The organism is Enterococcus sp. AZ179 (genome assembly GCF_050498885.1).
In the GTDB taxonomy this organism is placed as follows: domain Bacteria; phylum Bacillota; class Bacilli; order Lactobacillales; family Enterococcaceae; genus Enterococcus_D; species Enterococcus_D entomosocium.
The window spans coordinates 2,987,499-3,014,458 of record NZ_JBMHEO010000001.1 but is presented as its reverse complement, the minus strand read 5'-3'; the positions used below and the strand labels follow the sequence as shown (position 1 = coordinate 3,014,458).

28 protein-coding genes are annotated in these 26,960 nt (G+C 43.7%); 13 read left to right on the top strand and 15 right to left on the bottom strand.

Going from position 1 to position 26,960, the window contains the following annotated elements; all coding sequences use genetic code 11:
* Positions 1-14: 14 nt before the first annotated feature.
* Genes IGI88_RS14100 through IGI88_RS14085 form a run of 4 tightly spaced genes read left to right on the top strand, consistent with a single transcriptional unit; the run spans position 15 to position 3,094 of the window.
* The gene (locus tag IGI88_RS14100) at positions 15-1,205 is read left to right on the top strand and encodes a helix-turn-helix domain-containing protein (protein ID WP_061054280.1); all 1,191 of its coding nucleotides are present in this window, start codon (positions 15-17) and stop codon (positions 1,203-1,205) included.
* Positions 1,198-1,425 carry a PLD nuclease N-terminal domain-containing protein gene (locus IGI88_RS14095; protein ID WP_005235274.1) on the top strand — a complete coding sequence of 76 codons (228 nt, stop codon included), beginning with the start codon at positions 1,198-1,200 and terminating at the stop codon, positions 1,423-1,425. Before IGI88_RS14100 ends, IGI88_RS14095 begins: the two co-directional genes overlap by 8 nt.
* On the top strand, positions 1,422-2,333 hold the full coding sequence (locus IGI88_RS14090) for an ABC transporter ATP-binding protein (protein WP_008378547.1): 912 nt from the start codon (positions 1,422-1,424) through the stop codon (positions 2,331-2,333). The genes IGI88_RS14095 and IGI88_RS14090 overlap by 4 nt, the downstream gene beginning before the upstream one ends.
* Positions 2,330-3,094, top strand: a complete 765-nt coding sequence (locus tag IGI88_RS14085) for an ABC transporter permease (RefSeq protein WP_429960683.1) — start codon at positions 2,330-2,332, stop codon at positions 3,092-3,094. The genes IGI88_RS14090 and IGI88_RS14085 overlap by 4 nt, the downstream gene beginning before the upstream one ends.
* A gap of 52 nt (positions 3,095-3,146) precedes the next feature.
* Here the strand turns inward: IGI88_RS14085 and IGI88_RS14080 are convergent, their stop codons facing one another.
* From IGI88_RS14080 to IGI88_RS14065, 4 genes are all read right to left on the bottom strand, one after another.
* A complete protein-coding gene (locus IGI88_RS14080) occupies positions 3,147-3,764 on the bottom strand; it encodes a YitT family protein (protein ID WP_008378566.1) in 618 nt (205 codons plus the stop codon).
* Between the two features lie 168 nt (positions 3,765-3,932).
* On the bottom strand, positions 3,933-4,493 hold the full coding sequence (locus IGI88_RS14075; protein WP_244731927.1) for an NAD(P)H-binding protein: 561 nt from the start codon (positions 4,491-4,493) through the stop codon (positions 3,933-3,935).
* Between the two features lie 66 nt (positions 4,494-4,559).
* Positions 4,560-4,964: a MerR family transcriptional regulator gene (locus IGI88_RS14070; protein ID WP_005235261.1), complete on the bottom strand. Its 405-nt coding sequence runs from the start codon at positions 4,962-4,964 to the stop codon at positions 4,560-4,562.
* 75 nt (positions 4,965-5,039) lie between these two features.
* Positions 5,040-6,020 carry an aldo/keto reductase gene (locus IGI88_RS14065; RefSeq protein ID WP_005235260.1) on the bottom strand — a complete coding sequence of 327 codons (981 nt, stop codon included), beginning with the start codon at positions 6,018-6,020 and terminating at the stop codon, positions 5,040-5,042.
* Positions 6,021-6,193: 173 nt separating this feature from the next.
* Here IGI88_RS14065 and IGI88_RS14060 point away from each other — a divergent pair, with 173 nt between their 5' ends.
* On the top strand, positions 6,194-6,595 hold the full coding sequence (locus tag IGI88_RS14060; protein WP_254905026.1) for an HIT family protein: 402 nt from the start codon (positions 6,194-6,196) through the stop codon (positions 6,593-6,595).
* 67 nt (positions 6,596-6,662) lie between these two features.
* Here IGI88_RS14060 and IGI88_RS14055 read toward each other — a convergent pair whose 3' ends face one another.
* The 3 genes from IGI88_RS14055 to IGI88_RS14045 are packed head-to-tail and all read right to left on the bottom strand — an operon-like array spanning position 6,663 to position 10,874.
* On the bottom strand, positions 6,663-7,511 hold the full coding sequence (locus tag IGI88_RS14055) for a PRD domain-containing protein (RefSeq protein WP_005235258.1): 849 nt from the start codon (positions 7,509-7,511) through the stop codon (positions 6,663-6,665).
* A 20-nt stretch (positions 7,512-7,531) separates the two neighbouring features.
* Entirely contained in the window at positions 7,532-8,995 is a 1,464-nt protein-coding gene (locus tag IGI88_RS14050; protein WP_005235257.1) for a glycoside hydrolase family 1 protein, read from the bottom strand.
* Positions 8,996-9,041: 46 nt separating this feature from the next.
* Positions 9,042-10,874 (bottom strand): beta-glucoside-specific PTS transporter subunit IIABC, encoded by a 1,833-nt coding sequence (locus IGI88_RS14045; protein WP_429960682.1) that lies wholly within the window; start codon positions 10,872-10,874, stop codon positions 9,042-9,044.
* 336 nt (positions 10,875-11,210) lie between these two features.
* On the opposite strand from IGI88_RS14045, the gene IGI88_RS14040 reads away from it, so the two are divergent.
* From IGI88_RS14040 to IGI88_RS14005, 8 genes are all read left to right on the top strand, one after another.
* Positions 11,211-12,101 (top strand): dihydrodipicolinate synthase family protein, encoded by an 891-nt coding sequence (locus tag IGI88_RS14040; RefSeq protein ID WP_008378574.1) that lies wholly within the window; start codon positions 11,211-11,213, stop codon positions 12,099-12,101.
* A 22-nt stretch (positions 12,102-12,123) separates the two neighbouring features.
* On the top strand, positions 12,124-12,771 hold the full coding sequence (locus tag IGI88_RS14035) for an HD domain-containing protein (protein WP_005235250.1): 648 nt from the start codon (positions 12,124-12,126) through the stop codon (positions 12,769-12,771).
* Positions 12,772-13,086: 315 nt separating this feature from the next.
* On the top strand, positions 13,087-14,151 hold the full coding sequence (locus tag IGI88_RS14030; RefSeq protein ID WP_016613416.1) for an ABC transporter permease: 1,065 nt from the start codon (positions 13,087-13,089) through the stop codon (positions 14,149-14,151).
* A gap of 11 nt (positions 14,152-14,162) precedes the next feature.
* The gene (locus IGI88_RS14025) at positions 14,163-14,879 is read left to right on the top strand and encodes an ABC transporter ATP-binding protein (protein ID WP_005235241.1); all 717 of its coding nucleotides are present in this window, start codon (positions 14,163-14,165) and stop codon (positions 14,877-14,879) included.
* A complete protein-coding gene (locus IGI88_RS14020) occupies positions 14,876-16,363 on the top strand; it encodes a phytoene desaturase family protein (protein ID WP_005235239.1) in 1,488 nt (495 codons plus the stop codon). The genes IGI88_RS14025 and IGI88_RS14020 overlap by 4 nt, the downstream gene beginning before the upstream one ends.
* The gene (locus tag IGI88_RS14015) at positions 16,353-17,276 is read left to right on the top strand and encodes a phytoene/squalene synthase family protein (RefSeq protein WP_008378577.1); all 924 of its coding nucleotides are present in this window, start codon (positions 16,353-16,355) and stop codon (positions 17,274-17,276) included. The genes IGI88_RS14020 and IGI88_RS14015 overlap by 11 nt, the downstream gene beginning before the upstream one ends.
* Before the next feature lie 2 nt (positions 17,277-17,278).
* Complete coding sequence (locus IGI88_RS14010; RefSeq protein ID WP_008378578.1) at positions 17,279-17,839, top strand: TetR/AcrR family transcriptional regulator; 561 nt, start codon at positions 17,279-17,281, stop codon at positions 17,837-17,839.
* A gap of 99 nt (positions 17,840-17,938) precedes the next feature.
* Complete coding sequence (locus tag IGI88_RS14005; protein ID WP_042890962.1) at positions 17,939-18,517, top strand: TMEM175 family protein; 579 nt, start codon at positions 17,939-17,941, stop codon at positions 18,515-18,517.
* 106 nt (positions 18,518-18,623) lie between these two features.
* Here IGI88_RS14005 and IGI88_RS14000 read toward each other — a convergent pair whose 3' ends face one another.
* The 8 genes from IGI88_RS14000 to IGI88_RS13965 all read right to left on the bottom strand — a co-directional run bounded on the left by IGI88_RS14000 (position 18,624) and on the right by IGI88_RS13965 (position 26,956).
* Entirely contained in the window at positions 18,624-19,628 is a 1,005-nt protein-coding gene (locus IGI88_RS14000) for a sugar kinase (protein ID WP_061054288.1), read from the bottom strand.
* 9 nt (positions 19,629-19,637) lie between these two features.
* Positions 19,638-20,387: a 2-dehydro-3-deoxy-phosphogluconate aldolase gene (gene dagF, locus IGI88_RS13995; RefSeq protein WP_086299342.1), complete on the bottom strand. Its 750-nt coding sequence runs from the start codon at positions 20,385-20,387 to the stop codon at positions 19,638-19,640.
* Positions 20,384-21,490 (bottom strand): DgaE family pyridoxal phosphate-dependent ammonia lyase, encoded by a 1,107-nt coding sequence (locus IGI88_RS13990; protein WP_086299341.1) that lies wholly within the window; start codon positions 21,488-21,490, stop codon positions 20,384-20,386. Before IGI88_RS13990 ends, dagF begins: the two co-directional genes overlap by 4 nt.
* Complete coding sequence (locus IGI88_RS13985) at positions 21,474-22,586, bottom strand: amidohydrolase/deacetylase family metallohydrolase (RefSeq protein ID WP_005235227.1); 1,113 nt, start codon at positions 22,584-22,586, stop codon at positions 21,474-21,476. The genes IGI88_RS13990 and IGI88_RS13985 overlap by 17 nt, the downstream gene beginning before the upstream one ends.
* A gap of 4 nt (positions 22,587-22,590) precedes the next feature.
* Positions 22,591-23,685 carry a DUF871 domain-containing protein gene (locus tag IGI88_RS13980; protein WP_034872254.1) on the bottom strand — a complete coding sequence of 365 codons (1,095 nt, stop codon included), beginning with the start codon at positions 23,683-23,685 and terminating at the stop codon, positions 22,591-22,593.
* Between the two features lies 1 nt (position 23,686).
* Positions 23,687-23,938, bottom strand: a complete 252-nt coding sequence (locus IGI88_RS13975; RefSeq protein WP_005235223.1) for a hypothetical protein — start codon at positions 23,936-23,938, stop codon at positions 23,687-23,689.
* 27 nt (positions 23,939-23,965) lie between these two features.
* Positions 23,966-25,264 (bottom strand): PTS sugar transporter subunit IIC, encoded by a 1,299-nt coding sequence (locus IGI88_RS13970; RefSeq protein WP_429960681.1) that lies wholly within the window; start codon positions 25,262-25,264, stop codon positions 23,966-23,968.
* Positions 25,265-25,651: 387 nt separating this feature from the next.
* Positions 25,652-26,956: a PTS sugar transporter subunit IIC gene (locus IGI88_RS13965; protein ID WP_008378600.1), complete on the bottom strand. Its 1,305-nt coding sequence runs from the start codon at positions 26,954-26,956 to the stop codon at positions 25,652-25,654.
* Between the last annotated feature and the right edge of the window lie 4 nt (positions 26,957-26,960).

The window sequence follows — 26,960 nt, the reverse complement described above, 5'->3', positions numbered from 1 at the left end:
ATCGGAGGTGTACTATGGACTTACCAATTGGCGAGGAAATCGCCCGGAGAAGAAAACACAGAGGCGTTACGCAGCAAGAATTAGCAGCATTTATGAACGTGTCAAAAGCATCCGTTTCAAAATGGGAAACGGGACAGACGTATCCAGATATCACTTCACTGCCCTTATTAGCGGCGTATTTTGATTGCAGCGTCGATGAATTGTTGATTTTAGATTCGCAGCTATCACCTAAAGAGATCCAGCGAATCTATCAATTATTAAAAGACGCCTTCCAAACAAAAACACCAACGGAAGTTCTCGCTCTTGCTCAAAGTTTTACCAAACGGTATTACTCTTGTTATCCATTCTTATTACAAATGGGGTCCTTTTACTTGAATCATTGGGATCTGTTGCCGGATGTCCCCGTAGAAGGCGTCCCGAAAGGGCAAACTTACGAAGACGCTTTGATGGAAGCAAAGAAAAATACCTATTTGAAGGAAGCAGAAACCCTGTACCAACGGATCATGGACCAAGGAGACAGTGAGTTGGCACAACAAGCGAAACAGATCGATGCTTATTGTCTTCTGATGAGAAACAAGCCAGAAGAAGTCTTGGCGATCCTTGGCACGAAAACTCTCTCTTTTTTACCTAGCGAACCGTTGATTGCCGCAGCATTTCAGCAAAAAAATCAGTTGCAACAAGCTGAGATCGTTACGCAAAGTGCGATTTACCAGTACTTAATTATTTTTATGAGTTTGCTAACGAATTATTTAGCAATGCTCACACAAGACGAGGAGCAACTGGAAAAAACCTATGCACGTGGACTGGCACTCAGCGAGAGCTTCCAACTGGCCGAATTGCATCCCCTCTCTTTACTGAATTTTCTAGCCGCTGGGATGGTTTCGTTTGCTGCTTTAGGAAAAGAAAGCTTATTGTTACAAGCATTAACGCTGTATGTCAAAACATTAGAAGCTACTCCAGAGGAAATCGTTTTGAAAGGAGATGATTATTTCAACAGCATCGATGAGTGGATCAGTGAATTAGAATTAGGGAGTCAGATCCCGCGTAACTCAGGTAGTGTCAAAAAACAATTTCTTGCAATAGCACAGCTGACACCCTTGTTTGAACCGTATCAAGAAAAACCCCCATTTAAAGAGTTGTTTCAGCGCTTGAGCAATCTGGCTGAACAAGTATCTAATTCGCAAAGGAGTGACTCACATGAATAGTTTTTCACTAAACGTACCAGAAAATATATCTGATTATTTGCCCATACTGATCCCTCTGATTCTTTTGCAATTGATCTTGATCGTTTTGGCAGTTCGAGATATTTTAAAACAAGAACAATTTAAGTTCGGCTCTCGTATTCTTTGGCTCTTCATCGCCTGTTTTGTTAGCCTGATCGGTCCTATCCTTTATTTTGCTTTTGGAAAAGGGGATCAACAATGAAGATGATCGAGATCAATCACTTATCCAAACGTTTTGGGCACAAACAAGTGCTACAAGACCTATCCTTTTCGGTCCCCAAAGGGAGTGTCGTGGGATTTGTAGGGGAAAACGGCGCTGGCAAAACAACCACTATGAAAGCGATTTTAGGGTTACTCCCTATTGATGAAGGCGAAATCACTGTCTGTGGCGAACCAGTACAATTTGGCTCAACCAAGACCAATCGCTGGATCGGCTATTTGCCAGATGTGCCGCAGTTTTACTCTTTTATGACAGCTGTAGAATATTTGACTTTCTGCGGAAAAATTCAGCCAAATAAAGAATCTTTTCAGCCTCAGCGAGTGATGGAAGTCTTAGAGTTGGTAGGCCTGGAAGCTTCGAAACAAAAAATCGCTGGCTTTTCTCGCGGCATGAAGCAACGTCTCGGGTTAGCCCAAGCTCTGATCAACCGCCCCGCCATCTTGATTTGTGATGAACCAACATCCGCACTAGACCCTCTAGGACGCAAAGCATTTCTTGATGTATTGGAAAAAATCAAAGAAGAAACGACAGTGCTTTTTTCCTCTCATATTCTCGCAGATGTCGAACAGCTGTCAGATTATATTGCGATTTTGCACAAAGGTCAGATCCGTGCGTTCGAAACGATGGATTCCTTAAAAAACCGTTATCGAAAAACCGTCTTTGGGATTGTCTTTACCGACGAAGGTGACCATTTAAAATTTGCCAAAGTGTTAGCAATCCACGGTATTTCGGCGAAAAGAAAGAACAATCAATTACTGATCGATGAACAAACTGGAACCAATATCGGTTCACAGTTGCTACAATTGCTGAACGAACAACACATTGTCCCAGAATCCTTTCAAAGAATCGAACCATCGTTAGAGTCGATTTATTTGGAGGTGATCAAATGAATGCGTTTCTTGTTTTCTTAAAGAAAGAGTTTCTCGGCGGTCTTCGTAGCAAAAAACTACTGATTTGCTTGATCCTGTTTGCCCTGATTGGTATGCTTTCTCCCTTTACTGCCAAAATTATGCCAGATCTGATGGCCAGTATGATGCCGGAATCGATTGAAATCACGATTGCTGATCCGACATCGATCGATGCGTGGCTTCAGTTTTACAGCAACATCGGCACGATTGGCCTGCTAATATTTGTGATTCTTTTTACCGATACGCTCTCAGCCGAAATAAATCAGGGTACCTTTATTCAGCTGATCACCAGAGGCTTACCAAAAACCACGATCGTCATAGCAAAAGCTTGCTATTTAATGATTCTTTGGTCTTTGAGTTACCTTATAAGTGCCAGTGTCAGTGCTTTTTATACGATGATTTATTTCGATGATTCCAGCGCTGCTCAAGTCCCTAGCGCTTTGGTCAGCTATTGGCTTTTCGGTTTACTAGCAATCAGCATCCTGCTGCTAGGTTCCAGCTTTACTAAAAGTATCTATCAAGGTTTGTTGTTTATTGGCGTCTGTTATCTGATGGGCATGTTAGGCAACCTATGGAGTCAAGTAACAAACTGGAATCCATATTCCCTTTCCAGCCAATTTCCTAACTACTTAACCGACCAAATCAAACTAGGGGAACTGCTGCCAGCACTGTTGTTAACTTGCTTTTTGATCATCGCTTGTTTGACTGGTTCCATAGCTGTTCTAAGAAAAAGAAAATATTAAAAAACATCGGTGCAGATTTTTTGCACCGATGTTTTGCTTCTGAAATGTTACTCTATTTTGCTGTTCCTTGGACTTTCACAGATTTCTTGGCCTGCATTTTTTGTTCGATTCTCATGAAGAGCCGCATGAAGAAGGCAATCAAGTAGATTGAAAAGGCAGAAATAAGTGCTTCTTGCCAAGAAAAGATCAGAAGGTTCAATAAGATGATGATCAAATTGGTCAAGAAAACCCCACTAGATCTGCGAATGCCATAGTATTTTTCCAAAATTAGTGGCGGAATCGTCACGCCGCCATTAGACGCACCAATTTTGTAGAGCGAAAAGATGCCGAAGCTAAAGAAGAAACTACCTAAAATCAATGAGATGGAATAAAAGCGCAGCAGCATAATTTCTGGTAAAAGTGCTAGAAGAACGGGAAATGCCAAACTACCGATAACCGTATTGACAAAGACCTCTCGTTTCAAAAGTAAAAACGCAAGGGCCAGCATCAATAAATTTATACCCCAGACAACGATATGGCGATTGATCGACCAGCCAGTTTCGATGAGGTAGCCAATCGACCCGACACCGGCAGAAGCAATGCTGTGAGGTAAAAGGAAGAAGTTTAATGCGATGCAGATCCATAGCACCCCAAGCAATAAAGCAAGATTTTTTTTGATAAGTGTTTCCATCAACGTTCTCCTTTCGATCTGGCAACTATTTTTATGTATAAAAGCTTCTGTCTATTCTATCAAAAAAATCGTAAAAGAAAGAACCAATTTTTTCATGAAAACATGAAAAAATTGATTCTGACCTTCAAGAAAGTATTCTGCTATTTTTTCATTCCTTTAAGATTGCTGTTAAGCTGCACAGCAATCACAAGCGGAAAGGATTTCTTCTACAACAGATTCCCGCCATGCTCTTCTATTCGCCATACGTTTCTTCTCTGACGGCAAATGAACAAAGTAAACCGACAATTCTGATCCTTTAATCAATTGATAGGACATCAAGCGATTTTTTTGCTGCAATAACAGCTGATGCTTTTTCGGGGAAAGGGAAAGATCAGTTGCGGACACCAATTGCTTTAATGCCTCTGGATGACAAAGGTTTCTTTCTGGTGCGACACTGATCAATTGGCTGACCTCTGCTAATTTCATCGCCTCGACCACCCGCAGCGTTGCCCGCGGATCATGGATATCCGTCAAAAAAACCGACTGGCAACCTTGCAATGCCCGAACGAGTCGCCCTAAATCGAGAAAGTCACCATCAATGATCGTCTCACGCGCAGCATCAATCTGTTGCAAACGCTCCGTTGCCTGGCGGGCATAGAGTACTAGGGAGAAATTGGTTCTTTCTAAAAGTGTTTGGCGTGTCAGCTGCCCAATCGTTCCAGCAGCACCTAAAATCGCAAGTCGTTTCATAAGCTTCCTTTCTATTGGATTCCATTGAGCAGAACGTTTCAATTTCCATAGTAGAGAATTCAGTCATTAAGACTTAGTGACCAAATTGGCTTTTCGTTGACGCAATCGTTCTTCTGTCGGCAGAACATGCTCGTCGTAATGTTCTAGTTTGTATTCTAAACGTTCAACAGCTTCCGTCATATCTGAGATTTTCTCCCTGAGTACCGCAATTTGTTCTGCTAAGAGCTGCTTGCGCTCAGGAACCGTCCCTCGCCCTTCTTCAAATAAAGCCAGGTAATGACTCAACCCGTCAATCGATAGTCCAGCATTACGCATTTGCCTAGTAAAGGTGATCCATTTTAAGTCGTCATCATCAAATTCACGAACACCGTTTTTATTGCGTTTGACCGGCGGAATCAGCCCAATTTTTTCATAGTAACGGATGGTATCAGCTGAGACACCGCTCAGTTCACTGACTTTTTTGATATTCATGACTTCACTTCCTTGTTTTGCATTTTTTCCTAGATCGTTTTACATGCTACGAGCCAGAAGCCCTTTTGTTACTCGTTATTCCGCTCCTACCACTGCATGAGGCAAGTAAGGCTCTTCCAAATAAGCAATCTCTTCGGCAGTCAGCTTTAGATCAAGGGCAGGTAAAGCATCCAATAAGTGGCTTTCTTTTGTTGCGCCAATAATTGGTGCGACCACTTGTTCTTTTTGCAATAACCAAGCCAAGGCGATTTGCGACCGTTTGCTTTGGTGATTGTCAGCGATCTTTGCGACTCGTGCCACGATCTCCCGGTCTTGTTCCATCGTTTTGTCGTACTTTTGATTGGCGGTTTTATCCGTTAAGTACCGTTTGGTCTCTGCACCCCAATCTCTTGTTAAACGTCCAGCAGCCAAAGGACTATATGGCGTCACGGCAATTTTTTGATCGGCACACAAGGGCATCATTTCTCGCTCTTCTTCTCGATAAAGCAAGTTTAAGTGATTTTGCATCGAAACAAATTTGGTCCAGCCATTTTTCTCTGCAACTGCTTGTGCTTTGGCAAATTGCCAAGCGTACATCGCGGATGCACCAATATAGCGCACTTTTCCAGAAACCACCAAATCATGTAAGGCCTTCATGGTTTCTTCAATTGGCGTGTGGTAATCCCAACGATGGATGATATACAAATCAATGTAGTCCATTTGTAGGCGTTTTAAGCTTTGTTCGACTTGATAAAAGATCGCTTTTCGAGACAGCCCTCCACTGTTTGGCCGTTGCTTCATTTTTGAATACAGTTTTGTGGCAACCACGATCTCATCCCGCGGAGCAAAATCATTCAATGCTCGACCGACGATTTCTTCGCTCGCTCCATAAGAATAGACATTTGCCGTATCAAAAAAGTTGATGCCTAGATCCAAGGCTTTTTTGATGACTTCGCGACTATCTGCTTCTTCTAACACCCACTCATGAAAGCCACTATTGGGATCGCCAAATCCCATTGTCCCTAAACATAATGGTGACACATCAAGTCCCGTATTGCCAAATTTTACATAGTTCATTTGCTCGTCCTCCTGTTTTTTAAGTTACACTAAGCATACAGGTTGAAGTGCACTCTAAGTCAAGCGAATCAGCAAACTTTTTTTCATTTTACTCGCAAATGACTCATAATGACATGCTTTTTGTCGTGCGTTTCATTTCGAATCAGCTTTTGGTACACTAAAGATAAGTATCGATACGCTATCTAGCTGAGAAAAAGGAGCGGAAGATTTTGACTTGTATTTTTTGTACTGCCTCAAAACATGCGATCATTGAAAACGAACGCTTTTATGCGATCTTTGATAAGTTTCCCGTCACCCCTGGACACCTGCTATTGATCCCCAAAGAACATCGAAGGGATTATTTTGCCCTCACCCAAGAGGAATTACAAGACTTGCAGGCTTTGTTGCAGGAAGGCAAAGCCTATTTGTTGGAAACCTATCGACCAGACGGCTTCAACATCGGCTTCAATTGCGGGGAGGCTGCCGGACAGACGGTCTTTCATTGCCATTGTCATTTGATCCCACGCTACCAAGGCGACGTGGAGGAACCAAAAGGCGGCGTTCGAGGCGTGATTCCTGACAAGCAAGCCTACTAAATACAAACAAGCCGTTTCTTCCAGCAAAGGGAAACGGCTTGTTTGTGTTTGTTAAAAATGAGGACGCTTAGGAATTGATCGCTGAATGGTTCATCAACCGATTGATATGAACGCCTAGATAGACGATTTCATTGACAGGGATCTTCGTTTGATATTCTTTATCGATATAGGCTTTGACTTTTGTCGCGATCTCCATAGCATTTGGATAAAGAGCCCACATTTGACGGTATAGTCCTTCGTCTTCTTCTTGCAGCAGACCATCCAAAAAGAACCGGTCAACGAAGAAACGCACGTGGGTGATAAAGCGATTATAATGGATCGAATTGGTGTTGACGTCTTGCTGGATCGAGTAGCGTACCATATTGACGATCAACCCGATCAATTTGGCTTTTTTCAACCCATCTTGATTTTCCTCGGTGTTCGACTGGGCATTGATCAAATGAAACGCGATATTGGAGGCTTCTTCTTCCGGCAGATCAATTTGATACTTCTCTTTCAACAAGCGTAGTGCCTGTTCGGCGGCTCGAAATTCCTCCGTATAGTAATTCTTGATTTCCCAATAGAGTCGATTCGTCACACTCAAGCCTTTTTGCTGACGTTCCACAGCAAAGTGCAAGTGATCCGATAAGGTAAGGTAAATCGTTGAATTTAGCGGATAGGGCAGCATTTTTTGCGCCAGCTGAACGATTTCTTTGGTCATTTCAAAATAGTACAACGGAATCTCATCCACCAAATCGGCAAACTGACCCGATTTTTTTTCATCGATTGGCAGAAAAACTTGATCGATCTGGGTATCGGCTATGCTGTCGCCGACTTTCTTTCCATAGCCGATCCCCTTCCCAAGTGCAATCATTTCCTGGCCTTCCTTATCAACAAGTACGACACTTGAATTTAAGACTTTCTTGATGTAAATCATGCACTCTCGCTCCTCACTGTTTATTCTGCCAAACTTGCGCCATTGGTAGCGATCACTTCTTTGTACCAATCGAAGGAATCTTTTTTCAAACGGTCATAACTGCCGTTTCCTTCATCATCGGCATCCACATAAATGAAGCCGTAGCGTTTCGTCACTTGTGACGTCCCCGCACTGACCAGATCGATCGGTGCCCATGAAGTATAACCAATCAAATCGACTCCTTCATCGATGGCTTCCTTCATTTGTTTGAAGTGTGCCTTGAAATAATCGACCCGATACGGATCATGCACTTGACCGTCTTCAAGGACATCCACGGCACCCATACCATTTTCAACGATCATCAATGGCACTTGATACCGATCATACAATGAAAGCAAGGAGATTTTCAAGCCTTTAGGATCGATCTGCCAGCCCCATTCAGTTGACGGCAGCTTGGGATTTTTTACCCCTAAAACCGTATTGCCCGGTGTCCGTTCCGCATGTGGGTCGCCTGATTCAGCCATAGACATATAATAACTGAAAGAAAGAAAATCAACGGTGTGATCTTTTAAGATTTGGCGGTCTTCTGGTGCCATTTCAATCTTGATGCCCCGTTTTTCGAGATCTTTTTCAATCATTCGCGGATAAGCACCTTTGACTTGAACGTCCGCATAAAAATCATTTTCCAAGTTTTTCTTTAAAGTTAATTCAACATCCAATGGGTCACAAGTCAATGGATACGTCATCAACTTCGTGATCATACAGCCGACTTTGTTGTCGGGATTTATTTCATGGGCGATTTTTGTCACTAATGAGCTGGCCACAAATTGGTGATGGAGGGCTTGATATACGTCTTGCTCTTCCTTACCAGCTTCTGATTGCTCAGGAATGAGACCTGCTGTTGTAAAGGGATGACGATGGATACTGTCGATTTCGTTAAAGGTCAGCCAATACTCCACATACTCCCCAAATTCTTCAAAGCAGACGGTCGCAAAACGGACAAAGTCATCGATCACTTTACGTTCCACCCAGCCATTGTACTTCAAGCTCAGCGCTAACGGCATCTCATAGTGAGACAACGTTACGATCGGTTTGATTCCCAAACGCTGCATTTCTTGGAAGACATTGCGGTAAAAAGCGATCCCTTCTGGATTGGGTGTCGTTTCTTCCCCAGTTGGGAACAATCGGGTCCATGCAATCGATAAACGCAATACTTTAAAACCTATCTCCGCAAATAAAGCCAAATCTTCTGGATAGCGATGATAGAAGTCGATCCCTCGGCGTTTTGGATAGATGGTATCCGTTGAATCCGCCATTGCTTCTTTGACGGCTTCAACAGTCACACTCATATGTGCTGCAAAGTTTTTCACGTCGACATGAGGTTTGTAAGTAGCCACATCCGCTACCGACAAGCCTTTGCCGCCAAGATTCCATCCCCCTTCTACTTGATTTGCGGCGATAGCGCCACCCCATAAGAAGTCCTTTGGAAAAGTTGTTTCAGTCATTTTTTCAATCCCCTTTTACATTGTTTTGGTTGCATTGCTCATTGGTTTAGACGATCGGTGCAATCGATAGAACGCCTTGTTCGTTGCGCTCATCGGTTGATTCGATCGGTTTGACCGTAAAGTTTTCTTGATTGGTGACAACACAGATCACGATTGGATCAAACCCAGCTGCTTTGATGGCATCTAGATCAAATTGAATCAGGGGTTGCCCTTGTTTCACTTGATCCCCCGCTTTCACGTAAGGGGTAAAGTGTTTGCCTTCTAATTGAACGGTATCCAAGCCGATATGAAAGAGCAATTCTGCGCCATTACGAGTTTTTAACCCGATCGCATGGTTGGTTTCAAACAACATCGTGATTTCGCCATCTTCCGGTGCGATCAATTCGCCAGACGTCGGGATAATCCCGAAACCTTCTCCAATCATACCGCTTGAAAAGACTTCATCGTTGACTTTAGATAGGGCTACCACTTGGCCTTCTACTGGTTTACTCAATACTTCGGCTTTCGGATCGGCAACTGTCGTCTTATTTTCCACTGTTTTTTCTTTGAATAAGAAAAGGACAAGGACGAAGGAAACAGCAAAGGATACCCCTAACGTGACTAATGCCCACACAAGATTCATCGGGTTGGCTTCATCGACGAACATAGTGATACTTGCTAGACCGGGACCAACTAATGCGAAGGCCTTGATGGCAAATAACCCAGCCACTGCACCACCAACTAGGCTGGAAGCCATCACGCCGTAAAGCACTCGTTTGTGCAGGATCGTCACCCCATACAAAGCAGGCTCGGTGATGCCAAAAAGGGCGGAGATGCCTGCAGAAACAGCGGTTGAACGAAGTTTTTGGTCTTTGGTCCGAACACTCACCGCAAAACAAGCACCGGCTTCTGCGATGTTATGTGCCAATGAGGCAGGTAAGTATAACAGCTCTGCCCCCATCTCACTCATGGACGAAACAGCATAAGGAATCATAGCTTTGTGCATACCGGTAACCACCATCAATGGTAAAACAGCGGCTAAGATCCCCGTTGCCACCCAACCTAAATGGGCATACAGCCAAATAATCGCTGCTGAGAAAATCGTTCCGACTTCAAAGCCTAATGGGCCTAAAATCAATAAAGCAACTGGAACCGTAATAACTAAGCTCATCATTGGAACAAAGAAGATACGGATCGGTTTTGGTGAGATTCGGGTAAACAGTTTTTCAATTTGAGCGTAAAATAAAACCGTTAAAATGGCTGGAAATACTTGTGACGCATAAGCGATATTTTGTAAACCGAAGCCCATGAAAGCTGCGCCATCTGTCAATAGTGTTGTTAGTTCAGGCAAAATCAAGGCACCGACAGCGGAAACCGCCACCAATTGGTTGACCTTTAATTTATTTGCCGTGGTGATCGCCACTAAAATCGGTAAGAAATACAATGGTGCGCCACCGATCAGATTCAAAATTTGATACGTTTGGCTGGTATTGTCCATCAATCCAGTGACAGAAGCAAGGAGCAGTAAGGATTTCAAGACGCCCCCACCAGCGACCGCTGGAATCAACGGTTGAAAAATCGAGATAATAAAATCAAGCAGGACCGCACCCCACGATTGTTTTTGTTTGCCATCACTTCCTCCATCCGCTGTTAGCTCATGACCTAACACGTTCATAACCTCATCATACACTTCGACGACATCATTGCCGATGATGACTTGGCATTGGACATTTTGTCGCACCCCAATCACGCCATCGACTTTTTCCAAGGCATCTTTTTGTACGAGGCTATTATCTTTTAAGGTAAAGCGCAAGCGTGTGGAGCAATGTTCCAAATGTGCGATATTTTCTTTTCCGCCAATCAACTCAACGATGGCAGTTGCCGTTTCTTTTACATTCATAATTTTCTTCTCCTTTAATTAGTTTTCCTTTGTTGGCCAAACAAAGAAAAAAGCAGGCAGCACCTACAAAAACATTGAACGGAATCCAACGATCCCTTCCATGTTTTTTATAGGTCCTGCCTGCATTACCAGTCACATGCCTGTTTTATTACTTGCATAATACCATGCTTTATTTGAAAACGCAACCACCGTTTTAAAAATATTTTGCTAAGCCTTTTGCTGAAACGAGAAGTTTGCTACACTTAGTGGATAATCAGTTATTTCGTCTTCCTTGGCTTGCACCAGAAGCAAGAAGAACATCGCTGGCTAAACGTATCACAAGAAAGGATGAATCGGATGACTTCATTGAATCACTCACTGCATGTTGCCGTCCCAACAGCATTTGATCATGCAGAAAGACTTGACACGAAAAGGACGATCGCTCATATCTTGCAACTGCAAAAGCAAGGGATCAAATCGGTTTTGGTGTGCGGCTCCACCGGTGAACAGCATTCATTGACCTTAACAGAAAAAAAACAGCTTCTACATGCCTTAGCGCAAGAAACCAGCTGGGCAGCCGATTTCGAAGTCCTCTTCGGTTTAGCTGGCATTGTATTTCATGAAACGCTCGCGTTGGCAGAAGCAATCAGCAAAAATCCCCGAATCGATGGTGTGGTTTTAGGCTTTCCCCCTTATCTTTGCCTGACCCAAAAGGAAGCCGTCCTCTATGCTCAGGGATTGATCCATACTTGCGAAAAACCAGTTATTTTATACAACAATCCCCGCCGCACGGGCTTTGATTTATCTGCAGAAAGTCTCTTGACCTTGATCGCTGACCCTCGGGTGATCGGCTCAAAAGAAGCTGGCAGTAAGGAGCGAGTGCCTCAACTAAAAACAAAGACGGCTGCCGATTTTCGTTTTTATGCTGGTGGTGAAGCGGACTTGGCGGAAAAGGTCGCACTAGGGTTTAACGGGCTGTCATCAATGGCAGGAAACCTTTGTCCCGAGGAGATCCAGGTGATTTGGCAAGGGTTACTCAAAGGTGCTGCAACGATTTCTACGTCGGATGAATGGCAGAAAATGGAACAAGCAGCTGCCGGCGATCCAACAGATACCATCAGTTACCTTCCGTGGCTCAAGCAGCAAATCACCATTGATGGACAGCCCTTTGGCTTTTGTCGTCAGCCGCTAGGTCTAGAAACGAGTGATCGGTTTGGCACTGGCTCAATTCCCCCTCATCTAGCATAAGAAAGGCAGGAGAACCAGACAAATGAAGATTGATCCACAACTAAAGCACTATATTGAAAGCTCCATCATCCCACAATACAACCAATTGGATAGCAGTCACTCCCCAGCGCACGTCCACCAAGTGATCCAAAATAGTTTTGAGATTGCTGAAACATTGCCTGTTGACCTGAATATCGTCTATACGGTAGCTGCCTACCATGATATCGGCTTGCTCTATGGCCGCAAAAACCACGAAAGCAATTCCCGCAAGATCGTTGAACAAGATGCTGTGTTGCCACACTTTTTCTCTCCTCCAGTCATTTCAATGATCGGCGAAGCAGTAGAAGACCATCGTGCTTCGCTGCCTTATGAGCCTCGCTCGCTTTATGGCAAAATTATTTCCGAAGCCGATCGTGACTTAGATTTTGAGCGAATCCTCAAGCGAACCTTGCTTTTTGCTTATGAGAAAAAGCAACTCACAGATCTAGAACAATTGCACCAAGAAGCGTATCAGTACATTTCAAAGAAATATGGTCCTCAAAGTGAGCTGAAGGTTTGGTTGGATTATCGCAAAAACCAAGACGGTTTGGCGATCATTTATCAAAAATTAGCACAACCTGAAAGCTTCCGCCACACCTTTGAAAAAATCGTGCCGTTAGTTATCGCTACAAGCAAAGAAACTGACGATTGACACTTTGATCCAGCACCAGACTTTAAATAGAAACCCTCTGATTTCAAAATACGCCAAGTGTTTGCGTGCGCTGAATCAGAGGGCTTTTACTGTTATCCTAGTTCTTTTTTCACTAAAATCCCCCGCTCCTTCGCTGCTCCAACGCTCCTATTGAAATCAGGGGGCAGCAACTGGTTTTCTTCAATCAACAGACGCCCTTCTAAATAACCTTCCTTTTTTCACCGAATTTACTCTTTGTAAGCAAGATAGTTTGCTGAAAATAAAAAAAATGGTATTTTTATTTTATCAAGTGATAAAATAATAGGAGGAATCGTTATGTTTTTGGCAATCAATGAAATACGCCATTCCAAATTGCGTTACGCCCTAGTCACAGGGGTCATGTTTTTAATCGCCTATCTGGTCTTTTTTTTAACTGGCTTAGCGTATGGGTTGGCTCAAGATAATCGGATGGCGGTCGACAAATGGGAGGCAGATCAAATTTTGTTGACTGAAGAAGCAAATGATAATTTAAACATGTCGATGCTTCCTCGCAGTCTTTATGACGAAGTCGATGCACCAGAAAAAGCTGTTTTGGCGCAAACCGCTGGGGTAGTGACTAAAGAAGACAACGGTGAAAAAGTCGATGTCACCTTTTTCGGCATTGATCCAGATCAATTTCTAGCACCAAATATTATCGATGGCGAGATGTTTGCGTCAGATGATGAAGCGGTCGCAGACAGCAGCATTGAGGAAGAATACGGGATTTCCATTGGTGACACCATCAAATTAGCCGGCAGTGACAAAAAATTGAAAATCGTCGGTTTTACAGATAACGCCCGCTTCAGTGTTGCTCCGGTCCTCTACACCTCGATCGGTGCCTATCAAGAAATTCGTTTTGAAAAAGAAGATGATTCAGAAAATGCCCGTATCAACGCGATCGTAACTCGTGGCAAAATCAAAGAAGTGCCAGATGATCTAGTCGCTACGGATATCAGCAAATTTATTAATGAATTGCCTGGTTACAACGCACAAGTGCTGACCTTTGGCTTTATGATCGGGTTCTTGATCGTGATCGCTGCCATCGTTATCGGTATTTTTATCTATGTACTAACGATGCAAAAATCAGAAATTTTCGGTGTCATGAAAGCCCAAGGGATCTCTAGCCGCTACATTGCTTTTTCGGTGATCGCCCAAACGTTCTTGTTGGCCACCTCGGGTGTTTTGATCGGTGGGTTGGCAACGATCGGTACCGCCCTCGTGTTACCTGCGGCAGTGCCATTCCAAATCAATCTATTATTCTTTGCTAGTATCAGTGTAATGATGATTCTGATCGCGATGCTAGGTGCTTTCTTCTCGGTGCGAACGATTGTAAAAATCGACCCATTGAAAGCAATCGGATAGGAGGAAAAAACATGAGTGCCATTGAATTCAAACAAGTCAAAAAATCATTTAAAGATGGGGACGCGACGATTGAAGCCTTGAAAGAAACCAACTTTTCGGTAGAAAAAGGCGAATTTGTCGCCATCATCGGTCCTTCCGGCTCTGGGAAAAGTACCTTTCTGACGATTGCCGGTGGTCTACAAGCTCCCTCTGAAGGCGAAGTATTTATCAATGACGAACCTTTTAGTAAACAAAAAGAAAAGCAACGGGCAAAAACTCGTTTCAAAAAGATTGGCTTTATTTTACAAGCTTCCAACCTTGTCCCTTTTTTGACGGTCAAAAAGCAACTTCAATTGGTGGATAAGGTCAGCAAAGAACCCCAAGAGCAATCAGCTACTGAATTGTTTGAACAACTAGGGATTGAAAAGCTGCAGAACAAATACCCCGATGAACTATCTGGTGGTGAAAGGCAGCGTGTGGCTATTGCCCGAGCGCTCTATCATGATCCCACCATCATTTTGGCAGATGAACCAACGGCGAGTCTTGATTCAAAAAAAGCCGTCGAAGTCGTCAAAATCTTAGCAAAAGAAACCAAAGAAAAACAAAAAGCTACCATTATGGTGACCCATGATACCCGTTTGACAGATTATTGTGATCGGGTCCTCGTCATGAAGGATGGCGTTTTAGAAGAAAAAGAACACACGAAAAAAGAAGCCGAATCAAGTGATTCGCAGAAGGAGCAAGCATGAAAAAAATTATTGTTGTCGGTGCGGGCGTGTCAGGATTAGCTGCTGCTGTCCGTTTGCAAAAACTTGGCTATGACGTCACCCTCTACGAAAAAGAAGGTCAACCTGGGGGCAAAATGAATCAGATCAAGGAAAACGGCTTTACCTTTGATGTGGGACCCACCATCGTGATGATGCCTGAAATTTATCGTGAAGTGTTTGAATTTGCTGGCGTTGATCCGAATGACTATATTCCTATGGAGAAAGTCGATCCGATGCTGCAGCTGTATTTTGCTCAAGACGAACCGCTGACCTTCTCAAACGACTTAGTAGAATTGACCAAAACGCTAGAAGCGATCTCGGAAGAAGATGCTCAAGGCTATTTTGCCTTTTTAGCAGATATTTACAAACGCTATGTGATCGCCAAAGAGTCCTTCATCACCAAGTCGTTTCGGACATGGCGAGACTTTTACAATCCCAAATCATTATGGGCAGGGTTAAAGCTGCGAACGTTTAGTGACGCCTACTCTTCCATTTCTAAATTTGTCAAAGATGATCGCCTGCGAAAATCATTAGCGTTTCAAACCTTGTATATCGGTGTCTCCCCTTACCAAGGGCCGTCCCTTTATACCATCATCCCTATGATCGAGTTGATGTATGGGGTCTATTTCATCAAAGGCGGCATGTATACATTAGCCACTGGTATGGCACGTTTGTTCCAAGAATTAGGCGGAACGATCCATTACAATACCCCAATCGATGAATTATTGATCGAAAACAAGCAAACCAAAGGCGTTCGTGTCAATGGAGAAACGATCACCGCAGATGCCGTGATTTGTGCGGCTGATTTTCCTTATGCTATGGAAAGCTTGATTCCTGATGAATCAAAACGCGGCAAATACACCAATCAAAAAATCGCTTCGATGGATTACTCTTGTTCTTGTTTCTTGCTTTATTTAGGACTGGACAAAAAATATGAAGATAGCGCACTCCATAGCATTTATTTTGCCAATGATTTCAAACGCAATGTAGACGATCTTTTCGAGGCTGGCAAGCTGCCAGAAGATCCATCCTTCTACTTGTATCGTCCAACCCTGAAAGATGCTTCCTTAGCACCTGATGGTCAAGAAGGTCTTTATGTTTTAGTCCCAGTACCTGAATTATCTAAATTTGATCAATGGACGGATGAAACGATTCAAAGCTACCGCCAGCAGATCATTGGATTATTAAAAGAAAAAACGATCTTTACGGATATCGATGAACACATCGTGTATGAAAAAATGTATACGCCAGATACGTTCAATGATCGGTTCAATGCCTACAACGGTGCGACATTTGGCTTGAAACCAACCTTGGCGCAAAGCAATTACTATCGTCCCCATAATAAATTTGATTATGCAGAAGGCCTATACTTCTGCGGCAGCAGTACGCATCCGGGAGCGGGTGTGCCAATCGTGATGCAAAGTGCCAAGTTAGCTGTGGAGGAGTTGTTAAAAGATGACCGTTAAATCATTAAGCGTCTTTGATGAATACGACAACGATTTTTTATACTGTGAGGCCATCATAAAAAAGCATTCGAAAAACTTTCATACCGCCTTTTCTCAATTGCCAAAAGACAAAGCACGCGCCGTCTATGCCGTCTACGCCTTTTGCCGACGTGCCGATGATGCCGTCGATGAAAAGCATGACCCATTGTTGATCGAAGCCATGAAAAAACGCTTGGAAGAAATACAAGAACTATTAACCGGCGATGCGATCGACTTGCCGCAAGCCATCAAGGAAGAAGATCCTGATGAAGCCATTTGGCGGGCATTGACCCTTTCTTTCCAACAGTTTGACCTACAGTTTCAACCCTTTTTCGATCTATTGGTGGGACAAAAACAAGACCTTGACTTCCAGCAGCCCACCTCTGAAAAAGAGCTTTCCGACTATAGTTACTACGTAGCCGGCAGTGTGGGTCTGATGCTCTTGCCGATTCTCTCACAAACAGCCGCTGCGATTCAAGAGCCCGCCATAAAATTAGGTGAAGCGATGCAACGCACCAATATTTTACGTGATATTGGCGAGGATCTGCGAATGGGCCGCATCTATTTGCCACAAACGGTCTTGGCGCAATTCAACCTTTCGCGAGAGGCATTAGCAGCTGGCAATCAAAACCAGCAGTTTATCGAGATGTGGGAACACGAAGCGCAACTTGCTGAGACGCTTTATCAGGAATCTTTTGTCATGATGCCGCAAATCGATGAAGATTGCCGTGAAGCTCTATTAGCAGCTGCTTTGATCTATCGGGAAATCTTGACTGTGATCCGCAAAAACAACTATCAAGTATTTGCTGAAAAAACAGCGGTACCGAAACAACGGAAAATCCAACTTTTGTTTACCGCGAAAAAAATGCTTCGTCAGGAACGTTGGGAGGGCTGACTTTGAACTTGCGAGAAAAAATATTACGAGTCGCAGAAAACCTGTTTATGCAGCAGGGGTATCAAGCAACTTCTACTAGACAGATCGCAGAAGCCGTCGGCATCACCCAACCCAATCTTTATTATCACTTCAAAGGCAAAGAAGCCATCTATTATGAAGTGATGGTCTCTTTGGCACAAGAGGTTTCTGGAAAACTAAATCAGACTGTTGAAGATACTTCCTTGACGATCTCTGAAAAAATCTTAAACATGTTTCTTTTTTTAAGAAGTCGGCATCGCATCAATTTTTATATGATGATGCACGACATTCAGCATACCGTTTCTGAGGACACTTCAAAAAAACTGTACTTGCTTTGGCGGAAAAATTACAAAGAACCGTTTCTTGACTTGTTCCGTCGCAGTGATTCCAATCTTCGTTCGGATGTCGATCCAGAATTTGTCACCAGTCAGTTGTTAGTGCTGATGGCGGCTCACTTGGACTCACCGGGAAAAGAAGACAAAATGCCAGAAGCGATCGATTTGTTTTTATTCGGTGCACTAGGCAGTGGGCCAATTGCGAAATAGCGAGTCCAATTGGGTAATGCGCGAGAAAAATTATTAGACGAATTTCTGACAATCGCGTACACTGATCCTGTAAACTGGAACATAAAAGGATGGATGTACATGTCAAAAAATCGAATCGAAGCCTTTACGGATGCGGTCATTGCGATCGTAATGACCTTATTAGTACTGGAATTGCACCAGCCCGAAGGCGATACATTTGCTTCTTTTTTAGGAGTGGAACAGCAATTTATTATTTATTTGATCAGCTTTGTGATGTTAGCGATCTACTGGAACAATCACCATCATCTATTTCAAGTAGTATCTAAAATTGACGGTTGGACCTTGTGGGCGAATCATTTATTGATCCTGGCACTAACCCTCTTTCCTTTTGTAACGTCATGGGTCAGTCGTTATCCAGTCGCTCTTGCCCCTCAGCTGCTATACGGGTCTGTCATTTTATTGACGGATTTCAGCTATTTCCTTGTAGGAAAGTCCTTGGTGCGTGCCAACCCTGACAATCAAGCCATCGTAGAACTGTTTCGCGGATACAAGAAACTCTACTTTACGTTGTTTATCAACGTGCTGGCATTGCTCCTCGGCTGGCTGGTCCATCCACTACTTATCATCACGCTGGATAGTCTCGTGCTATTGTTGTGGGTGATCCCTGAGAAAAAAGTAGAAACCTTTTTAAAACAATAAAAACACTTGCGTCCTTCTCCTGATGGATAACTGCGCAAAAGCAGAACAATCGGCTGCTTTTGCGCAATCATCCATCGCTTTTAGGAGAAGGATGCAAGTGTTTTTTCTAGCGAATCAAGTCTTTCCCTGGTGCCTGTAAGACTTGTTCCACTTGTTCTTTGGTGGTTAAGGGGACATCTCCCAGCATCGTATGAGCCAATACAGCATTCGTGATTGCAAAATCAGCGGTGCGTTGGAGCGACCATTTTTCGGCATAGCCTAATAATACACCAGCGGCATAGGCATCCCCTGCCCCGATCCGATCCAAGACTTGCAGCAGCTGCGGTGCCGTTTCATAGGCATCCTGTGCCGTAATGATTCTTCCACTGATAAACTGCTTGTCTTCCACGGCTAGACGGCGTGTCCCGCAGAACCATTCTAGTTGATACTGGTCAATAAAGGATTGGATCAACGCAAGCTCGGCGCCTTCTGTTTCCTCTAAGGGATATGCCAGCAGCTCCTCCAAGTCACGGACAGAGCCGAAAACTAGATCACAATAAGGTAGAATCGTTTCATACCGTTGTTTTAGTACCTCCCGATTTAATTCTTCATTCAAGCTTGGGCGGAAGTTAAAATCAAAGCAGACGCGAATCTGCTTTACATGGGCCTGTTTCGCCAAAGCCAATGCAGTTTGCCAGGTTCTCTCAGTCAAACTAAGAGAGATCCCGCAAATATGAATGAGATCGACTGTTTCTAGAAATCCATCGATGGCATATTCTTCTGGACCTGAAACGCCAAAGGAACTATGATGGCGATTTTGATAAGTCACGTAAGTCGGACGAGCGCCGTAGCCGATCTCGGCGAAATAACTGCCGATATGACTATATTTTTTGCCAACAAATGCCGTTTGAATCCCATAGGAACGCAAGCTGGCTTTTGCCGTATCTCCTAATCGGTTGGCTGGCACCTGCGTCAGCATCGACGTCGTCAAGCCGAAATGCGCCAAATTGCCTAACAGATTGACCCCTGTTCCTGTAAAATCCATCCGCAAAGAGTGGGTCTGTTCCAGTGTTCGATATTCTGGTGGAGTCAATCGCATCATTACCTCACCGTAAGCACCGATCCGCATCATTGATCCCCCCTATTTGGCTGCTGCCAACACCTTTTTCGTCATTTCTGCTAATGTCTGTACATCTTCAGGGCGTGTGTTCCCTGTTTCGCCATCGATGATCGAGCTGTAAATATGTGGAATGATTTTTTTTACTCCTGCATCAACAGCGATCTGCAAGATTTCTTCAAAGTTTTCTAAATCGATGCCGCCGGTCGGTTCCAAATAAAAATCATTCGCAGCACAAGCCTCTGCTACTGCTTGATACTCTGCTTTATGAGCCAACCCTTTCATTGGAAAATACTTGATAGAACTAGCCCCCATGTCTTTTAATAAAGCGATCGCTGTTTCGACGGGGACTTCTGCAGCTGGAGTTTGTGAACTCAATGGTCCAGTAGCAATATTGACATAGCCGACTTTTCCGGTTGGTGAAACAAGGGCATTGACGATCGTTTCAGATTGTCCTAACAAAGCTCGTGAGGTCCCTGCCCCCGTGAATACTTGGTTGACATGCTGTGGCTGTAGAACAGCGGAAATTCGGGAGACCATTTCACTTTGGTTGGGGTCGCCAGCACCAAGCCCTACAGAAAGGGCATTATTTGTTGCCGCTTGATAGTTCTTCATGTCAGCGATAGCCGCCTCATCACTATCATAGTTTTTTGATAAAACACCTAGGACGATGTTGCCCTCTGCTGCTTCATAACAAGCTTTCGCATTTTCAACAGAGTTTGCTAACACATTCAGACAGACACGGTCAGCGAAATAATTGGGTGAAGTTTTCATTTTTGGGTTGCTCCTAACATAATTTCTTGTAAGCGATCGGTGATCACTGCCATTTCTTGTTCATTGACTGCTCGGATATCAAATTCAATAATGCCGTTATTGGCTTGGTATTCACGGGTATAAATCGCTGGTTCTCCCGCTTTTAGCGCGTCGATCACTGCTTTGGCACTTGGTTCTTTCACTTTGACACTCGCTCGATAAATGTCTCTGCCGGCGCTGTCTTGAACGATTTTTGCTTCGAAACCAGTGATTTCATTGATTGCCGCAATAAATGGTTGTAGGCGCTCTTGCATCGAAGCGCCAGATTCTGTTCCCTCCGCTAGATAATCCGTCACGGCTTGGGTAAATCCGAGAATATTGTCTTTACCGATTTTCATTGCTCGACCAATACCTTTGGATTGCAGGCGCACCCAAGAGACATAGGGCTGCTTGCCGATCACTAAGCCAGCACTTGGTCCTGACAGTGCTTTCGCACCTGAATAGATCACTAAATCAGCACCTGCTTGGGTATAGGCAAACAAATCTTCCTCAGCAGCCGCATCAACGATCAATGGAAGATCGTGTGCCTTGGCAACTTGGGCCGTTTCTGCTACCGTCAGCATACTTTTTTGAACGGTATGATGACTCTTTATGTAGAGGATCCCCGCCGTTTCGGGCGTAATCATCTGTTCAATGTGCTCGGGTGTGCACATATTGGCATAGCCTGCTTCTACGACTTTTCCGCCGCCTTGCGCCACCATCACTTCCACCGGTGTGCCATAATCTACGTTGTGGCCTTTGGGCAAAATGATCTCCCGCTTGCTGATTTTCTCACTATATGGGTGGTACAAATGATAGCTGTCTCCTTGACCGATGAGTGCCGCCACTGATTGGGCGATTCCCGCCGAAGCGGAAGAAACGATTTGCGCATCTTCCGTTTTCAACAATTTTGCTAAATAGGCACCGGTTTTTTCTGCTAGATCTGCCATTTCAAAGAAATGCTCCCCGCCATAGCGCTGGGCTGCAAGCACGCCTTCGCTGACTTTCGAGACACCTAGAATCGTCATTTTGCCAGAAGCATTGATGACTTCTTTCAAGCTTAGTTCTTCAATATTCAGTGTCAAAAAGTTCCCCTCCTATCACCGCTTTTTGCGGCACGATCTGTTGTGTCGTGATTCGGCGATTGCCGTTAGAATCCGTCAATTCCTTTTCGCCCTCTTCAAAGCGGAAAATCGTAAAATCAGCATCATATCCCAATGCGATCTCGCCTTTGTTCTGTAAATGAAATTGCTTCGCAGGGGCACTGGTCACCTTCTCGATGATCTCACGCCAATCATACCCTACGACCGCTAATTTTTCCATAGTCGTCGCTAAATCAAAAACAGGTCCATTGGTACGATTGCGGATGTAGATATCCGTACTAATGGAAGAAGCCTTTAGCTGATTGGCAAAGGCCGTCTCCGCCACATCAAAATTGAAACTGTCTGTCCCATGACCAATATCGAAGACCAAGCCTTTTTCATAGGCAGCAAAGACGAAAGGCTTGATGGTTTGGTTCGTCTGATCCAAAATCCCATTGGCTTTGCCGTTAAAGCAATGGGTCACCACATCACCTGCTTCCAATTCAGCGAGAATCTCTGCTAAATTCGGTGGTGCTGAACCAATATGGACCATCAGAGGCAACGGTTGATTTTCAGCTTGGATCGCTTTGGCTAATTTCAACGGCGTGATGCCATTTTCGCCGATCACCGTTTTACTCATTCGGGCTTTGATCCCGACGATAAAGTCAGGAAACTTCTGCAACGCTTCTTTGACCAATTCTTTTTTGACTTTTGACAGATCCGCAAGTTCATCCTGCTCTACGATCCCCCATTTGGAAATATTGACTAAAGCAAAGACATTGGTTTTGGCTTCTTTGGCTAAATCATAAAACCGATGGATATTTTCGGCGCCAGTCGTCCCCGCATCGATAACGGTCGTGACGCCTTGTTTGACACCGATCTCGTCTGGATAATCATAATAGAGCGTCATTTCCTCGAAACAATGGACATGGTCATCGATCCAACCAGCTGACAAGAACTCCCCTTCTGCTAAGGTCAGCTCTTGTTTCGCCTGCTCCTTCAACATGGGTGCCAGAGCAGTGATTTTGCCGTCTTGAATCCCAATATCAAATACTTTTTCATCGATCGTGCGGGCTTGACGAATAATCAAATCAAACATTTCGTTACACCTTCCTCTCTGTGAAAGTGAATTTCGACCAAGGATGGATAAAGGGCAGCAGAACTAACTCTTGTTCGACGATCGAACCGATTTTATTTTTTCGTGGATCTGAGTGAGGCTCCAGCACGACTTGCAGCTCGTTTTTGTACTTGCCAAAACGATCATTGCCGATCACAACGTCCCCTCGTTGAAAGACGCCTTCGTGGTCATGGACAGGATTGTCATGGTTCTTATACTTTTTACGAACTTCTGTGGAACGGATCATCCGATCGGTGATATCGCCTCGACGGTAATGCTGCTCGTCAAGGGCGATTTGGCGTTCAACTTCATTGATTTCAGGCACAAATTCAATCGCAAATGCGGTCTGGTAGCGATCAATCGCTCCTAGTGCCGCCAATTCTGCTTCCGAAGCATAAGCATTGCCGATAATGACATCATCAATCAAGCCTGTGGCAAACAAATGCTTTGCGGCAGTTTCTACAGGCATTCTTCGGTGCATTTCTAAGGTCGGTAAGCCATCATTGATATCCCAAGGTCCGATCGTTCCCGTTTGAGAAGAGATAAATGCGGCGGTTCGAATGCCTTTTTCCTTGAAACGACGACTGCATTTTTCAAAGAAATCATAGGGTAAGGCAGTCCCTTCTTGCGGATAGAAATTGTGGCAGCCGTATAAGTAAGGAATGTTGGCTTGATAGGTCAAAATATTGTCTAAATACGCCACATCATTGCTCATATTCAATTCAACAGCTAAACCAAAGGGATTATAGGTCAACATCGCTTCTTTGTTGCCGTCAAAACCTAAATCTAAACGAATTCCATCGGCACCTAGTTCATGGAAAAAGGTCAAATCATCATAGGAGATGCCTAGTTCAGAAAAGATGGCTGGTGCCACGTCTAAAATCGTTTCATAGCCTAATCCTTTGGCAAAATCAATCAACGCTTTAAATTTTTTCTGCACGTTTTCTTTGCCGTCACTCACTTCCAACATACTCATAAAAATGCGGCTAAAGCCATAATCATGGGCTAATTGCAGATAGGCTTTATCTGTTTCAAAATCACTGTGATCGGGATACACCGATACTCCTAGTTTTCTTTTCAACTTATCTCATCCTCATTTCTTCATAAAAAGCAGTAAAACGTGTCAGTAAAAGCGAACTGCAAACAATCGTCGCCGTCATCGTCAAAAATGGTCCCCACGGAAACTGACGGCTCAGTAGGATCGCTGCAGCAACGCCAAGAATCCCGAACAAAAGCATCCGCCAAAACGGCACTTCTTGAATTTTTTTCCCTTGTGCTGATTTTGTTAACCAAATTTGACAACCAAAAAATAAACAAATGGCATAAATCCCCATGTTTGCACCTCACTCTTTTTGTTTTGCTTAAGCGGCTGTTTCTTCTTCTTGCTCTCGGGCAATCTGTTGTTTCTCAAAGACTTTAAAGAATGGGTAATAGATTGCGAGTGTGATAAAGAAGTTGACGATTACTAAAATCGCTGCTGCGATACTCCAGTCTGTACTCATCCAGGCGGCGATTGGTGCTGGAATGGCAAACCCAAGTCTGGCAGCCATCATCGGTACGACGCCCGTAATGGTCGCGAAGTAAGAAATCGTTGTCGTAATCAACGGTGCCACCAAGAAAGGAATGCCTAAGATCGGATTCATTACGATCGGTGCACCGAAAATCACTGGGTCAATAATATTGAATAGGCCTGGCAAGATGGACAAACGGCCCAATTGTTTCAAGTATTTTGATTTGGAGAAGAAGAACAAAACGACCAACGCTAAGGTCGTACCGGCTCCACCGATCCATACGAACCATTGTAAAAATTGTTCCGTAAAAATATTAGGCAATTCATGCGCATTGCCAGATGCTTGGAAGGCTTCCATATTTTCAGCGATGGAAATATCCCAGAAGGGACGAATGACAGGACCCATGATGGCTGGTCCATGAATTCCCAGTACCCAGAAGAAACAGATCAAGAAGACAGTCAATAAACCACCAAACAAACTGTTACCCGCTAGCACATCTTTTAACGGCATCAACAAGTTACTTAAAAAGCCATTGATATCAAAACCGAGCATATGACGGATCACCCAGAACAAAATCAGGATGGCTCCTCCAGGAATCAACGCCATAAATGAATTCGTCACTTCTGGTGGCACACCATCTGGCATTTTGATGGTAATGTTTTTTACGATAAAGAAACGATAGATTTCAACGGACAAGATCGCCGTGACGATCGCGCCAAACAAAGAGCCTGACCCTAAATTTGCCACATTGATATAACGTCCCGCATCAATGATGCCTTCCACAGAATCAAAGACTCGCAACGGTGGTGCAGCGGTTACAAGAAAGGACATCGTTGCTAAGATACCCGCAGTCAATGAATCCAGCTTATAGCTTTTGGCTAGCGATGAAGCAATCCCATACGTTGCATATAATGCCAATAATCCGACTGTATAACGAAAGGGAATATCCAAAACTTCCCGATACGGTTCGATCACCGCAGCGACTGATTCGATGGGAAAATTCAGTAAGATCGTGAAGAAAGACCCAACAATCGTTAATGGTAACGTAGCGATGATCCCCTTACGAATCGCTACCATGTGCCGTTGCATCCCCACTTTATTTGCAATCGGCATCAATTTCTGTTCAATAAATTCTACAAACCCTTTCATAATTGCCTCCTTAGTTTATAACATTATAATGTTTATACAAGGATAATAGCACATAGGATCAAGGTTCGTAAATAGTTTTTTAAACAGTAGATAGAATAATCTTTTCGCAATAACATTTCTTACAGTAACCATCAAGCGTCCTATCGTTGTCCTTTCGGTCGATACTGATACATAAATCGATTTTGGATGACGGTACAATTGATGATAAGTAACAAAATGAAAACTGGCGCCAAAGGAGTGCGGATCAACAAGAAAAACAAACTGAGTAAGAAAAGTAAGGAAACAAGTAATAGTTTCCAAAAAGACAGCGTGATTCTAGCATTATTTTTTTCTAAAAGAAGATGGGTCAGAAAAATCAATAGCAAACAACTCACTACTAGAACCATTCTACTCACCTTCTTTAACTGTTTCTAGCTCTTGCGCCACTTGAAGTTTCTCAAATGCTTTGAAGAATGGATAATAAATCGCTAACGAAACGAAGAAACAGACGAAGACCATCAAACAAGCAACCCAATTCCAATTTGAGGTAATCAATGCGCCAAGAGGTGCGGGAATTGAAAATGGTGGTTTGACCATCATCTTAGGCATCCAATTTAAAGCGGTAACGATATAAACTATAATGGTATTAGCAATTGGCACTAGAATAAAGGGAATCGCCAATAGCGGATTCATTACAATCGGTGTCCCAAAGATCATTGGTTCATTAATATTAAAAATTCCCGGTAAAATGGAAAGACGCCCCAATTGTTTTAAATAGTTTGAACGGGAGAACATAAACAAAACAACCAATGCAAGCGTTGATCCTGTTCCACCCATTTGGGCATACCATTGATAAAATTGCTCGGTAAAAAGATTTGGTAGATCAAAGGCAGACATCCCATTTTGGAACAATTCTGCATTTTCTAAAATTGCCTGATCCCAAAACGGGCGAATGATGGGACCTAAAACGGCATGGCCATGAATACCCAATACCCAGAATACACAGATTACAAATTGTGTGATGATCCCACCAATCAAATTATTTCCCGTTAAGAACCCTTTTAAAGGAGAGATGGCGATCGTCAACAATCCATTTAAATCAAAACCAAAAAAGTGTCGCGGAATCCAAAAGACTAAGATAACTAGCAAGGTTGGTAGGAGTGCCGCAAAGGATTCTCCTACCACAGGAGGTACGCCTTCTGGCATCTTGATTTCCAAGTTTTTTGCTTTCGTAAAATGATAAATCTCTACTGAAACTAGCGCCGCAATGATCGCACCGAATAATCCTTGTGATCCAAGTGAAGCAATGGGTAAATACCTTCCTGCAAGTACGGCATCTCCTGTCGTGCTGATGCCTTCCGCCAAATTGATTGGAACGACCATTAAAATCGTTGCTAACATGGATAAAAACCCACTTGTTATCCGATCGAGTTTGTAACTTGCACCTAAGTTGGAGCCGATCGTAAATGAGGCATAGAGAGACATTAGCCCCACCGTAAATCGAAAAGGAATGTCAAGTGCCGGTAAATAAGGAGCGACCCATTCGGTATAACCAGGAATCGGCAAATTTAAAATAATGGTGAAAAAAGAACCAACGATCGTGAGCGGCAAAATAGAAATCAACCCATTTCGAATTGCCTGCAAGTGCCGCTGCTGTCCAATAGCATTGGCAATCGGTAATAACTTCATTGCAACCGAGTCTAAAACTTTCATTATA